Source organism: uncultured Photobacterium sp., assembly GCF_947502415.1.
In the GTDB taxonomy this organism is placed as follows: domain Bacteria; phylum Pseudomonadota; class Gammaproteobacteria; order Enterobacterales; family Vibrionaceae; genus Photobacterium.
The window spans coordinates 1-12,593 of sequence record NZ_CANMZV010000010.1; the positions used below are offsets into that span (position 1 = coordinate 1).

Consider the following 12,593-nt stretch of genomic DNA (forward strand, 5'->3'; position numbering starts at 1 on the left):
GACATATATTTTGCTTACCGCCCCCTGTCTAATCTACGGATTTAAATTAGGCGACAACTATCCTGACACAGGGGGGACACATTCTGTCCATAAGTGGGGTAATTTTGAGTCGAAGTTTGGGCTAGTATTTTATTTGAGTCGCTCTCATACATACGCCCCCCTTCCAGAAAGCCTACAACCCCTACAAACCGTCTATTTCTGTCTTCATACCCTAAGACTTCAGGTCACACGCGCGCGCGACATACATTAGTAAATTCTAATTTAACTTACCCAATGATATAATTTAGCCATCGCTAATGTATAAGAGCTCAACCATGGTCGCGCCGAAGGGAAATACCTATAACAACAAGTACAAACCCGAATACGCCGAACAGGTGTATAAGCTGTGTCTGCTCAATGCCATCGACCGCGAGTTAGCTGACTTCTTTGAAGTAAGCGTTGATACCATCCGCAACTGGTCTATCCGGCACCCTGAGTTCGATGCGGCAAAACGTGCGGGCAAAATGAAGGCAGATGCGGAAGTAGCGTCTAAGTTATTTAGCCGAGCTGTTGGTTGTTCAGTGAAGAAACAGCGCGTATTAAACAACGGCTCCGTCGTTGATTACTACGAAGAACTTCCGCCGGATACCCGTGCCATTGAGTATTGGCTGCAGTGCCGAAACCACGATAAATGGAACTCAAAGCAGCAGGTAGAGCTTTCTGGCAGCCAAGAGAACCCATTAGCCTTTCTTCTTGCCGAGGTTGCGACAGAGGCAGAGAACGCGAGCCCGTTACCGTACGGAGAATTGTCATGAATGACAAAGGTCATGTCGTATTGCACTTAGTTGTTTTTACATTGTTCCTTTCTATATGTTTTAACAGCTCGTTTATATATTTTATTTGGGCAATATCTGGTACATATGTGAGCTATATATCCACGTTAAATAAGTAGCGCCATCTAGCTATGTGAGAAGGAATGATCTTGTTCATTAACGTGTAGCTGTTATTTTTGTTTTGTATTTTTATCATAGTTTGACTAGCTTTAGGTGATCCACTGTAAGGTGTTGATTTATCTACCGTAGCGGGTGACGTGTGTGCCGGGATGTGGCTGGTGGGGCCCCCCCCATACCAACATTAGTTGTTACGACAATTAGGTTACGAATACCTTATTTACCAACTCATCATACAGAACATCGATATTAACCCCCGCCGCCCCGTATAACCCATAAGTAATCGTTCCTCCTGCATGTCCAAGTACCAGTTTGGTGAATGCTTCCGGCATACCTTTGTTAAGACACAAGGTACTAAGTGAGTGTCTGAACGAATGGAAAGATATTGAGTTGGTCAGTTTGCCTTTGAAGTGTTTCATAGCCAGGCTAAACCAGTTACTCAGCGTGTTCCGTGCCTTGCCTTTGGTTCGGAATAGGTAATCCATATCATCATCAAGTGTCTCAACCACTTCGGCTATAAAAGTTTTTAGGTCAAATTCGTAAGCGCCATCCACAAGCGGGACGTCACGGATTGAGTTTGAATTTTTGACTGAGTTGCCGTCATAGTCCTCATGTATAGAGATATACCAGTTCCCAACGTCCGTTTGTTTTACATCAGCCTTTCTTAACTGTGTAAGCTCCGCAATCCGACAACCTGTTATCGCTGCAATACGGGCAATCCAGCCAAGGTAAGGGGAGTGGGGCTTTTGTACTTTTCGAGTCACTGCGAAGTTATCAATGTGTTGTAGTAACGCGGGAATGCTTTCCGTCGGTATCGACTTAGCTTTCTCTTTCTTGTTGATAGGCGAATTTTCACGGATTTTTAGCTTAATTGCTGGTGATTTGTCTATAAGTTCATTTATCTCCGCAAATTCGAACAGCGATACAAAATCACCCATACGCAGGTTGACGGTTGATGCTTTAAAGCCGTCATCAATCATCGCTTGCCTGAGCTTGATAAGGTCGTTGCGCTTGATGTCCGTCAGGTGCTTAGTATGCAAGCCTAGCTGTTTGATGAACTTCTCTAGTGTGGTGAGCGAGGCTTTGCGGCAGTACTCAGTAGAGGGCTTCCAAGCGTGGGAAGCAATCTTATCTTCAATGAACCGCTTAATCAGGGATGTAATCGTGATTTTCGGTTCACGTTCTGATGGCTCTACCGTCTTTGGAAATAACTGGGCATGCTGATGAGGTAGTTCTATATCGTGACCATTACGGCACCCAGGAACCACTCTACGAACAATCTGGCGGCTATCTGTCGCGAACCAATCATAACGTTCTCGTTCACTACTCAGCTCATGACGGGCGATAGTCCGAGATGTCGTCCTGACATCCTCAAAGTCCGTATAGCCCCCAATTCCATCAACCAGCCTTTGCTTCAGGTAATCAGCATTCCCCACGGCTCGGTATCGCTGGCTTGTTCTTAATGACACAGTAACGGACTTTCGTTTTGGTTTTCCTGTGTAGTGCAGGATTCGCAGGTAAAAGGTGTTCACCTTCTTCAGGATTGAGAAGTGCAGGGTACCTTCAGCGTCATTTGTGTGACCTCTGTGATTGACCTTTTGTGTGACTTCTTGTTTGACCTCCGAGGTATTGTTATACGAATCAGAGCATGTATTGTGGTGATATGAGGGTACAGGTTTGTTGGGTGTCATCATGCTTGTAACTCCCTAAGGAATCAGCGAGTTACTCTGAAATCATCCACTTAACGCGCTCTCATACCCTTCAGATCTTTGGCGAACCGGGCGCTAGATGGTATCCTTCCAGCCCAGTTTTAGCGTTGTGCCCGGAAAAGTAATGAATTTTAATCGTATTGTCTGCTTTGACCTCGAAATGTGTTGTTGGAATGATGGTCGTGAGTCGAGAACCGGTGAAATTATCGAGATCGGTGTTGCCGAGCTTGATTTGACGAACGGTGAGATAGTGCGGCGAGCACAGCATTTTGTGAAGCCAGAACGAGATGAAGTATCTCAGTTTTGTACTGAGCTTACCGGTATCAAGCCGGAAGTGATAGAGAAAAACGGTAAACCACTTGCGGCAATCCTGAAGTCGATTGAGCAGAAGTTTGGTGGCCGACATAAAATCTATGCAGCCTGGGGACGTGATGATTTAATCTTGCGGGCTGAATGTAAAGAGAAGGGCATCAAGGTTCCTTTTACTGAATATCTGAATTTAGCGACCTTATTCCGTTTGCAGCGCCATGTGAACAATAAGCGTTGTGGTCAGCGTGCGGCTATGGATATGGCTGGCGTGGAATGGGAAGGACGCCAGCATTCAGGCTATGATGATGCTTATAATCTGGCGCGCTTAGCCACAACTATGTTTATTCGTTCGGAAGAATAAATCCGAAGAACTACAAAAAGCCGCGTTATGCGGCTTTTTTGATTGGTTGATGAAGCTCAAACAGAAAAGCTTCGCTAAGCAAAGCGAACGTTCATGGTGATTTCAGCCCGAAAAAACAGGTTGCCTGCGGTATCTTTCACCTCGACTGTCATGCCAACCGGGATCCAGCGGCATTTGGTTGGAACAGAGACATCGGTCATTATCCCTCCGGCCAGTTCGGCCATATTACACATCGCTATCGCATGGACAGTATTGATGTGGTTTGTGACCTTTCGCCGTTTTTTGATCGCGACTTCTGTATAGCCTGGTTTAAGTTCGAGGAACTGCGGTTTGATGGTGGAGAAGTAGGGGGCTATACGGACAGTAAGGAGATATCGGTAAATGTCTGACAATAGAGTCAGGATGTCTTTTCAGAGATATTTATTTCTAAAATGACCTGCCAGAATAAAGCCCAATCAAAGAGTGATTTTTATAAATACCTGTAACTCCAATTTTTAGGCAGACCATGTTCTATTTATTTCCTTTATTAACAGTTTCAATTTGGGCAGGGAACGCCATTGTTAACAAGCTCTCGTGTAGCGTGATCGATCCGGGAGCCATTTCATTTTACCGCTGGTTTTTCGCCATGTCGGTGCTTACGCCCTTCATGTTGCGGTCGGTATGGCGCAGCCGTTTGGTGATCCGTCCTTATCTACCTAAGCTGGCATTCCTGGCTTTACTTGGTATGGTTCTGAACCAGTCGTTAGGCTATTTTGCCGCAGCGACAACCACGGCAACGAATATGGCATTGATCATCTCGCTGGTGCCATTGATTAGCATGTTTTTGAGTGTGCCTTTGCTCGGGCAACGGCTGTTGCCATTGGCGATTGTCGGTGCAGTGCTCTCTTTATCTGGTTTGGTGCTAATGCTCAGCCATGGCGATATAAGTATCCTTGTGGCACAAGGTATTACCGAAGGAGATGCTTTGGTACTGCTGGCTGCGTTTGTCTATGCCTTGTACTGTGTGTTGCTGAAACGCTGGCAAATGCCGCTGAGTAACTGGCAATCGGTATATGTTCAGGGAGTTTTGGCTGTCTTGATGCTAACCCCGCTTCTGCTTAGCAGCGAGCGTGTGACAGTTACTTCCGAGTCTTTACCGCTGATTATGTACGCGGCGATCTTTGCGTCGGTGATTGCTCCTTGGTGTTGGTTGCAGGGAATTCAACGTTTAGGTGCTGACAGTGCGGCGATGTTCATGAACCTGATGCCGGTGATCACGGCTGGTATTGCCAGTGTGATGCTCAATGAGCAGCTGGCAGCTTATCACTACGTTGGTGGCGGAATGGTGTTGGCTGGTGTGGTGCTGGCACAGCGGAAGCCCAAAGCCATGCCGCAGCAGCTTGCTACTGCATAAATCGGAACAAAAATGTAAGCGGCAGTCGTCTTCGGATGACTGCCGCTTTTTATTGTTTAGTGTTACGCGGCAATTTTGATATGTTGAAGAGCTGATAAAGGCAATGATACACAGCGAACACTTTAAAAATGCATGAGGAAGCATGGACTTAGATTCACAACATACAACAACCAATCAGTTAAGTAAGGGCCGCTTGTTTATGCAAGGCGCGCTCGCTATTACTCCTTTGAGTATTGCAGTGATCCCCTGGGGCTTATTGGCTGGCTCATTTGCGATGGATATCGGATTAACTCCGTTTGAAGGCCAGGGGCTGTCCGCGATTGTTTTCGCCGGAGCTGCCCAGCTGGCGGCCATGGGAATGATTAAGGTCGGTGCTGGTTTGGGGACCATTTTGCTGACAACCCTGATTATTACTTCCCGTCATCTGCTTTACAGTGTTTCTATGCGCAATAAAGTCAGCCGTTTGCCGCTTCGCTGGCGTGCATTGTTGGGCTTTCTTTTAACCGATGAACTGTTTGCTATTTGTGGCCATCATTCACCGAAGCAGTTTGAACGCTGGTATGCATTTGGGGCTGGGATTTGGTTTTATCTTTGCTGGAATGTGGCGACATTAACTGGGATTCTGGCCGGTAAGTATATTCCGGCGCTCGATCAGCTGGGCTTAGAGTTTGCGATAGCTGCGACCTTTATTGCCATTGTGATCCCGACGATAGTTCGGTTGTCGATGATTGTTACCGTAATTTCAGCGCTTTTGCTTTCGGTGTTATTTCATTACTGGGCACTTGATGGCGGTTTAATGTTAGCGAGCCTGGTGGCGATGGCACTTGGCTATCTGACTGAAACCTATGTCGAAAAGGCTGGTGATGAAAAGCGTGGGGAGGCGGTATGATCTGGTTAATAATTTTTTCAATGGCGACTGTGATTTTTATCAGCCGATACCTGTTTCTCGAACCCCGCTTGCCGGTAAGACTTAATTCGCAGGTGCAGCGATTGCTGAGCTATTCGAGTCCGGCGGTATTAACAGCGATTTGGGCTCCGATTGTATTTATGCCGGAAGGGGAGTTATCGGTTTCTATTTCCAATCCTTACCTGATCGCTGCTGTGGTTGCAGCTGTGCTGGCATGGAAAACGAAGAATGTATTGCTGACTGCGGTGATCAGTATGGCTCTTTTCTTTGTTCTCCATCACTGGATGGGATAATTCTGGATGTTGAAAGCGGGTCAGAAAGACCCGCTTTTTACATTGGTTTGTTTAGTTTTTCGAACTCAGCATGATCACGGCGGCAACGGCCAGGAAGGCGCTCATCATCAGAAATGCGTCGTTATAGGCCATGATTGCCGCATCACGCTGCATGGTTCCCATTATTGATGCCTGTGCCTGCAACATTGCGGTACCGGAATCACTACCGGACTGGATGAAAAAGCCAGCCTGCTGCTTTAATTGGTACCAGGCATCGCTGCTGATACTTGGCAGGGCGGTTTTGATATGGGCAAGATGTTCCCGTGTTTTGTTATCCAGCATGGTTGCGATAATCGCAATACTGAAAGCACCGCCCAGGTTGCGCATCACATTCGTTAGTGTCGAGGCATCCGGTGTCTCTGCTTTGCTGATCCCCTGCATAGCGACCAATGACAGCGGCACCATAATAAATGGGCTGCCGATTGCGCGCAGCAGCATCGAGAAAATTAGCTGCTGACCGCCAAAGTTGATGCTCATATGGGTATTAACGTAGCAGCTGATCCCGAACATCATAAAGCCAAAGGTGACCAGGTATTTGGGTTTGATAATCCGGGTAAGTTTGGGTACCAGCGGGAAAATTAATAATTGCGGGAAGCCCATCCACATCAAAACCTCACCGATCTCTAGCGCGTTGTAGTGCTGGATCTGGGTCAGATAGAGCGGCAGGACGTAAATCGAGCCCAGCAATGCCATTCCCAGGATCAGGTAGGCAATACAAGACATCGCAAACTGGCCGTTTTTCAACAGCCTCAAATTGACCAGCGGCTGCTTTTGTTGTAGCTCGTTGATCACAAAATAGACCAGGCTGACAGCCGAGATAATCGATAGGGTGACGATAAAATCAGAGCTGAACCATTCTTCACGGTTTCCTTCTTCCAGTACTACTTCCAGACAACCAAGTCCCAGCGCCATCGTGATGATCCCGATCCAGTCAGCCTTGAGTAGGCTGGATATATTGAGTGGTTCATCGTCCAGACCGTGGCGGATCATGCTGATCACCAGTATCGCTGGGGGAATGTTGATATAGAAGATGTAGTGCCATGACAGGTTTTCGGTGAGCCATCCTCCAAGTGTCGGGCCGATAGATGGGGCAAAGGTAGCGGTGACCCCGAACATTGCCATCCCGATAGCACGTTTCTGGATCGGCAGCAGTTGAACAACCAGAGAAAATGCCAGCGGGATCAGGGCGCCACCGCTAAATCCTTGTAATGCACGGAATATGATCATTGAGGTCATGTTCCAGGAAAAAGAGCACAGTAAGGATGCGCTAACAAATATCAATGTCGTCCACGTGAGGTAGCGACGCTTTCCCAGAGCCCTGGATAACCAGCCACTAAGCGGGATAGCTATCATCTCGGCGACCAGGTAGGAGGTCGAGATCCAGGAGCTCTCATCCAGCGTTGCAGATAGCGCACCCTGAATATCTTTAAGTGACGAGTTGGTGATCTGAATATCCAGGATTGCCATGAATGCCCCGATTAAACCACCAATCAGGGCAATCCAGTGACGGCGGGGGACATCTTGTTGTTCTGGCGCGATTGGTTTGCTGCCAGATGTGGCAGAGGGCTTCATGGTAGAGGCAGACATACTCATCGTCTTAACCTCGGGTGTCGACGGTTGTGATAACAGAGAGGCCAGGGATCAGGCGTCCTTTTAGTGTAGCTGGATCACTGATGGTAATTTTGACCGGCACACGTTGGACTATTTTAGTGAAGTTGCCAGTTGCGTTTTCCGGTGGCAGCAGTGCGAATTTCGCACCGGTTGCGGGTGAGAAGCTATCCACCACACCTTCCAACGGGCTATCAGGGAAGGCATCCAGCTCTACCTTAACTTTCTGTCCCTGGTGGATATCAGCGAGTTGAGTTTCTTTGAAATTGGCCTCAATCCAGACATTGGATGTCGGTACCAGGCTCATCAGCGGCATACCTGGTTGTACGTACAAGCCTACGCGGAGGCTACGCTTGCCGACAATACCGTCAACCGGCGCATAGATTTTTGTATAGCTAAGGTTCAGGTCGGCTTGCTCTAGCTGAACCTTGGCTTCGCTCACAGAGGCTTCAGCCTGCACTATCTGGCTGGTAATGACCGCAAGTTGATCCTTGGCGGCCTGATAGCTTGCTGTGGCCTTATCGAGTTGCGCCTTGGTGACTTTCTGATGAGATACGGCATCATCAAGTTCGTCCTGGGAGGAGTAATCGCGCTCTAGCAGGCTTCTGGTGCGGGTAACTTGCTGCTGTGCTCGCTCGTATTCAGCTTTAGCGGAAGCGATTTGGCTTTCGGACTGGCGAATAACGGTATTTTGTAAGTTGTGTTGTGCATTTAGATTATTGATAGCCGCTTTGCTGACAGCGAGCTTGGCTTCGGCTTTATCACGGGCAGCAATGAAATCACGGTCATCAATTGTTGCCAGTAATTGTCCGGCTTGTACGGCTTGGTTGTCGATAACGAATGACTCGGTGATATAGCCCGATACCTTCGAACTGATATTAGTAATATCGCCCTGAAGGTAAGCATTATCTGTTGATTCAAAATATTGTCCGTAGCTAAACCAGTATCCGCCGGCACTAAGACCCAATGCCAACATGATGGCGGTTGCGATCAGCGGGGCTTTTGTCTTGTTAGATTGGGAGTTGTTTGCCATGAAGCCTCTTACCTTTGGAATAAATACTGAGAAATTTTTGTGTTACAAAGTGTAATTGAAAAAGATTGGTTGATTGGATAGGAAAAAAGGGAAACACTGTTGCAGGAATCTAATTAATGGGCTTTGAGATGGACTTAAATACCGTTGCGATTTTTTCTCAAGTTGTTGAATGTGGAAGCTTTACCCAAGCAGCTGAATCATTGGACATGACGAAGTCTACGGTCAGCCGTAAGGTGGCTGATTTGGAGCAACATCTAGGTGTGCGCTTAATCACACGTTCAACCCGTAATCTGACGTTAACGCCCGAAGGTGAAATCTTCTATCAGTCATGCGTACAAATGTTGGAGATCATGAGTCAGGCTGAGCTTCAGGTGACGGCAAATCAGGATTTAGTGCGTGGGCGTTTGAATGTTGTTATGCCGGTTGAACTTGGTCAGCAGGTGATGGGGCAATATATCCATGATTTTCTGAAGCTGTACCCGAACGTATCGATTCATTTGGAGCTGACTAACCGGGAAGTTGACATTATCGGTGAGGGAATTGATTTGTATGCGCAGGTTGGCGATGTGTCGGATTCAAGTATGGTGGCACGTCCCTTTCATAATTCTCGGCGTGTTATGGTTGCCAGCCCCCGGTATTTAGAACAATACGGTCAGATTACTACACCGGAAGACTTAAAGCCCCCTCACCATCAGGTAAAGATTTATAATAAAGCTGTAAAAGTGCCCCGTTGGCAGTTGATGCAGGATGAAAATGAAGTGTTTATTGATCTTCCATATCAACTTAGAGTTAATACGATCACCTCATCTTTGATGGCTTGCCTGGATGGATTGGGGATTGCAATTTTACCTGAGTTTTTATGTCGTGAGCATTTAGCTAGTGGCCAATTAGTTCAGCTGCTTCCTGACTGGGATATGCCAATGGTACCGGTAAGTTTTGTGTATCCGCAGCGCAAATTGATACCCAAACGTTTACGGGTATTGATTGATTATTTAATTAACCGTTTTGAACAGCGGACAGAGCTGCTAGAGACGAATAAGGCCGCTGACTTTACAATGTAAATCAGAAACGGTGGCGGTAACCAAGACTAAAGGCAATATCGGTACTGTTATCCATGTTGAAGACATTCTCGATCATCGAAACTTCAATCGCACTGTGCTTTAAATGGTAACGATAGCCAAGCAGGATTTCATTTGAGGGTTCGGAGAGATCTGACGCTGCATTTGTAGCTCCCTCGTAAATATGATATTCCAGCAAAAGTCGATGTTTGTCCCTAATCCGGTATTGATAACCGACCCCGGCGGCAAGCGCAACACTGTTGTAGCTAATGCCGCTTAGCACTTTATCATTTCGTCGGTACGAGGCCCCCAGCATGCTGTAAAACGAATGCTTTTTATGGCGATAGCTATAGTTCAGCTGCAATGCCTGTTCGAAATTGCTGGTTTCAAAAGGGCCGCTTGGAACATAGTTGTAATAGAGTGAGCCACCGATGGACAGGCCGTGATGATCGTCCTCAAACAGTTGGTAGCTGGTATAGAAGCTCAGGGCACTGCTCAGGGTTTCCCGGTTGAAGTCATGAATTTCGACGCCGTATTCGGGAACCGATATATCAAACGAGTGATCTTCTACTTCATCCCGTCCATTCTGCCCGATACCAAATGTGTCATGAAATCCTGTAGTCAGATTATCGAGATAGTTATTGGCAGTAAATCGCCAGGTATAGTCGAGCTCGACAACCCATTTATTATTGATTTGCCACAAGCCACCGAGCGATAGGGCATTTTGGTAATAATCGGCACTGTAGTCGTTGGTGTGAGCCCATACGCTGGCAATGGTGCCAGTGGTATAAACTTCGATGGTTCCGGGTTGGTAGCTGAATCCGTTTCGCATCAACGGAGTCAGGCTGTTGGATTGAATGGGCGATTGAGCGTAGGTTTTTAACGGACCGTAATCGTCATAGCGCGAGATGCCTTCAGCCAAAGCCGAACTGGTAGAGTAAAGCGCTGCTATTGATGCTGTTATATAAGCAGTGATTCTGTATTGGTTCATCACAATGCCATTTTTTGCTATGTTTTGTTGTTTTGATGAATGATTTGATAAGCACTTTGTATAACCTATTTTGCCTGACCGCTATCTGAACCAGCTTTATATTAGAGATGAGAGCAGGAGCTGAATTAAAGCGGATATTTTCCCTGATAATAATTTTTGAGTGTAGTGAAGGCGTGGCGAGAAGAAAGGCTCAATTGTGCAATTGCTTCTTAAGATAGAGACTGTGAATATGCTGATTGCTATTAGTCATTATCAGCAGCAGAGAGCCGCTGTAAGCGGCTCTATTAGCGGAAAGGTGTAATTTTCAGGCTTCTACTGCCTATTGGCTTGGCCTGGGGTGTTTGCTAAGGAATGAATAATGTAGGCTTGGCCTCATAGGAGAGAGCAAAGTCAATTTCCCAGCTCATGCCGTTCATATTGAGGCGACCGTCTGGGACACCGTCAAGTCCGGGTTGTCCGGTATCGGCAACCTCCCACTGCTGAGTACGCGGAGAAGTAACGTTGCTAAAGTTATCGCCCTGGTTGCCATCGTCGAGTGTATAGATATATTTCTTATCATTGAATTTGGCTGCACCGTATACTCTGACGCTATGTCCGCCTTGCCAGTCTCCATCAACGTCATACCAGCTGAAGAGGATGGTGACGGCCCGCCCTTGGCTAAGCTGATCAAACATCCACTCCCAGGTCGGATTAGCTCCTTCTTGTGATGAGGTGAGATCTCCCATTAGTATCGTACCGTTATCACAGTCAGCTCCGCTGCCAAGTAAAGCTGAACTGCTTCCCTGATGACGGAATTCGGTGACAGCGAGCGAGCCAGAATCAGTCAGGTATCCAAATGCCCCACGGATCAAACCACAGAATGAGGTATAGCCTCCTGTGTCCAGATCGAGAACACCGGCCCTCCGGCTGTAGCTGTCGATGTTGGCGACCAGGCTGTTTTCAGGCACAGGTTCCCAGATCAGTACATCTCCGGCTGAGCCGATTTTACCTATTCCCCGAATGTGTAATTGCGGCAATCGCCATACAAGAGGAATGTTGTCGTACCTGTCTTCCAGGTATTGCAATGCATTGGCGTGGGCCATTGGTACACATTGGTTTCGACCGGTATCAAGATTTGGTTGTTCAGCTTGAATAACCTGAATAGGAAAGAGTATATTGTCAGGCAATCTCGGTGTTGGGCTGACAGGTTGTGGAGGACGCCCTAGTGATAAGGAGGTTGGGATTGTCGATGATTCAGGGCTGATCCGCCCGTCGACATGGCCTGCCCCCTCGGCATTTACAATCGTGTTGCTAACGGAGAAGTTTTGCGGGGAGAAACGATTTACCAACCGAGCGATAGCAACAATGGTTGGCAGTGGTTGCTGGCTGAAAAGTACCGTTGCCCGCAGCCTTTGTTTATTGCCCTGACCATCTATTCCGGGACGGAGATCGAAGTAGATAGTAGCCTCTGGTTGTGATGGAGGTGTGGAGAGATTTGATGAGGCTGATAATTCACCTGTTGGTAGCTTGGTTCCATGTTTGATTGTGTTAGGTGATATTTTTGATTTTTGTGTGGATTGGCTGCCGGGAACAAAAAGATTATCAACAACCCAGCTGGCCTGTCTGCCTCGGTTGCGAGGATAGGTGAAAACATTGATATAGCCGGGACCCAGTAACTTACCACTTCTGTTTCTTAGCTTATCTGGTTTTACTCTTAGCTGTCCCCAGTCACTGTTGCTGATTGTTCCGATTTCAAGTGAGAAGGTCACCTGTTCGAAGGTGATGGCACCAGTACGTGGCGTTAACTGAGTAACGGGTAACCTTTCAGATGGCGGATTATGCCAGTGGGTTGCGCTTGCAGGAAAAGACCACAGTAGCAAGAGCAACAGAGTGAAAACAGTATGTCGGATGGCTTTCATGGTTGTACTCTCTGAATTTATATATGTTTGGGTAACTCTCCCCAAATGACATTATGGTTATTTAA

12 protein-coding genes are annotated in these 12,593 nt (G+C 47.2%); 6 read left to right on the forward strand and 6 right to left on the reverse strand.

The window, feature by feature from the left end; all coding sequences use genetic code 11:
- Positions 1-314: 314 nt before the first annotated feature.
- Positions 315-794 (forward strand): hypothetical protein, encoded by a 480-nt coding sequence (locus Q0852_RS12085; protein ID WP_299018282.1) that lies wholly within the window; start codon positions 315-317, stop codon positions 792-794.
- A gap of 335 nt (positions 795-1,129) precedes the next feature.
- Here Q0852_RS12085 and Q0852_RS12090 read toward each other — a convergent pair whose 3' ends face one another.
- Positions 1,130-2,623 carry a tyrosine-type recombinase/integrase gene (locus Q0852_RS12090; protein ID WP_299018283.1) on the reverse strand — a complete coding sequence of 498 codons (1,494 nt, stop codon included), beginning with the start codon at positions 2,621-2,623 and terminating at the stop codon, positions 1,130-1,132.
- Positions 2,624-2,762: 139 nt separating this feature from the next.
- On the opposite strand from Q0852_RS12090, the gene Q0852_RS12095 reads away from it, so the two are divergent.
- The gene (locus tag Q0852_RS12095; protein ID WP_299018284.1) at positions 2,763-3,308 is read left to right on the forward strand and encodes a 3'-5' exonuclease; all 546 of its coding nucleotides are present in this window, start codon (positions 2,763-2,765) and stop codon (positions 3,306-3,308) included.
- Positions 3,309-3,382: 74 nt separating this feature from the next.
- On the opposite strand, the gene Q0852_RS12100 is transcribed toward Q0852_RS12095, so the two are convergent.
- Complete coding sequence (locus tag Q0852_RS12100) at positions 3,383-3,700, reverse strand: DUF4442 domain-containing protein (protein WP_299018285.1); 318 nt, start codon at positions 3,698-3,700, stop codon at positions 3,383-3,385.
- A 113-nt stretch (positions 3,701-3,813) separates the two neighbouring features.
- Here Q0852_RS12100 and Q0852_RS12105 point away from each other — a divergent pair, with 113 nt between their 5' ends.
- The 3 genes from Q0852_RS12105 (at position 3,814) to Q0852_RS12115 (ending at position 5,901) form a co-directional block, all read left to right on the forward strand.
- On the forward strand, positions 3,814-4,701 hold the full coding sequence (locus Q0852_RS12105; RefSeq protein WP_299018286.1) for a DMT family transporter: 888 nt from the start codon (positions 3,814-3,816) through the stop codon (positions 4,699-4,701).
- Between the two features lie 142 nt (positions 4,702-4,843).
- Complete coding sequence (locus Q0852_RS12110; protein ID WP_299018287.1) at positions 4,844-5,590, forward strand: AzlC family ABC transporter permease; 747 nt, start codon at positions 4,844-4,846, stop codon at positions 5,588-5,590.
- Positions 5,587-5,901: an AzlD domain-containing protein gene (locus Q0852_RS12115; RefSeq protein ID WP_299018288.1), complete on the forward strand. Its 315-nt coding sequence runs from the start codon at positions 5,587-5,589 to the stop codon at positions 5,899-5,901. The genes Q0852_RS12110 and Q0852_RS12115 overlap by 4 nt, the downstream gene beginning before the upstream one ends.
- Before the next feature lie 51 nt (positions 5,902-5,952).
- Here the strand turns inward: Q0852_RS12115 and Q0852_RS12120 are convergent, their stop codons facing one another.
- Together Q0852_RS12120 and Q0852_RS12125 are read right to left on the reverse strand one after the other, a co-directional pair.
- Complete coding sequence (locus tag Q0852_RS12120) at positions 5,953-7,512, reverse strand: DHA2 family efflux MFS transporter permease subunit (RefSeq protein WP_299018491.1); 1,560 nt, start codon at positions 7,510-7,512, stop codon at positions 5,953-5,955.
- 25 nt (positions 7,513-7,537) lie between these two features.
- Positions 7,538-8,581: an HlyD family secretion protein gene (locus Q0852_RS12125; protein ID WP_299018289.1), complete on the reverse strand. Its 1,044-nt coding sequence runs from the start codon at positions 8,579-8,581 to the stop codon at positions 7,538-7,540.
- 128 nt (positions 8,582-8,709) lie between these two features.
- Between Q0852_RS12125 and Q0852_RS12130 the strand changes: the two genes are divergently transcribed.
- A complete protein-coding gene (locus tag Q0852_RS12130; RefSeq protein ID WP_299018493.1) occupies positions 8,710-9,642 on the forward strand; it encodes a LysR family transcriptional regulator in 933 nt (310 codons plus the stop codon).
- A gap of 1 nt (position 9,643) precedes the next feature.
- Here the strand turns inward: Q0852_RS12130 and Q0852_RS12135 are convergent, their stop codons facing one another.
- Positions 9,644-10,630, reverse strand: a complete 987-nt coding sequence (locus Q0852_RS12135) for a DUF3187 family protein (protein WP_299018290.1) — start codon at positions 10,628-10,630, stop codon at positions 9,644-9,646.
- Between the two features lie 344 nt (positions 10,631-10,974).
- Positions 10,975-12,528, reverse strand: a complete 1,554-nt coding sequence (locus tag Q0852_RS12140; protein ID WP_299018291.1) for a hypothetical protein — start codon at positions 12,526-12,528, stop codon at positions 10,975-10,977.
- Between the last annotated feature and the right edge of the window lie 65 nt (positions 12,529-12,593).

Coding starts and splice junctions, on each gene's coding strand:
- Q0852_RS12085 (WP_299018282.1), top strand. CDS start 315: ATGGTCGCGCCGAAGGGAAATACCTATAACAACAAGTACAAACCCGAA.
- Q0852_RS12090 (WP_299018283.1), bottom strand. CDS start 2,623: ATGATGACACCCAACAAACCTGTACCCTCATATCACCACAATACATGC.
- Q0852_RS12095 (WP_299018284.1), top strand. CDS start 2,763: ATGAATTTTAATCGTATTGTCTGCTTTGACCTCGAAATGTGTTGTTGG.
- Q0852_RS12105 (WP_299018286.1), top strand. CDS start 3,814: ATGTTCTATTTATTTCCTTTATTAACAGTTTCAATTTGGGCAGGGAAC.
- Q0852_RS12110 (WP_299018287.1), top strand. CDS start 4,844: ATGGACTTAGATTCACAACATACAACAACCAATCAGTTAAGTAAGGGC.
- Q0852_RS12115 (WP_299018288.1), top strand. CDS start 5,587: ATGATCTGGTTAATAATTTTTTCAATGGCGACTGTGATTTTTATCAGC.
- Q0852_RS12120 (WP_299018491.1), bottom strand. CDS start 7,512: ATGAAGCCCTCTGCCACATCTGGCAGCAAACCAATCGCGCCAGAACAA.
- Q0852_RS12125 (WP_299018289.1), bottom strand. CDS start 8,581: ATGGCAAACAACTCCCAATCTAACAAGACAAAAGCCCCGCTGATCGCA.
- Q0852_RS12130 (WP_299018493.1), top strand. CDS start 8,710: ATGGACTTAAATACCGTTGCGATTTTTTCTCAAGTTGTTGAATGTGGA.
- Q0852_RS12135 (WP_299018290.1), bottom strand. CDS start 10,630: ATGAACCAATACAGAATCACTGCTTATATAACAGCATCAATAGCAGCG.
- Q0852_RS12140 (WP_299018291.1), bottom strand. CDS start 12,528: ATGAAAGCCATCCGACATACTGTTTTCACTCTGTTGCTCTTGCTACTG.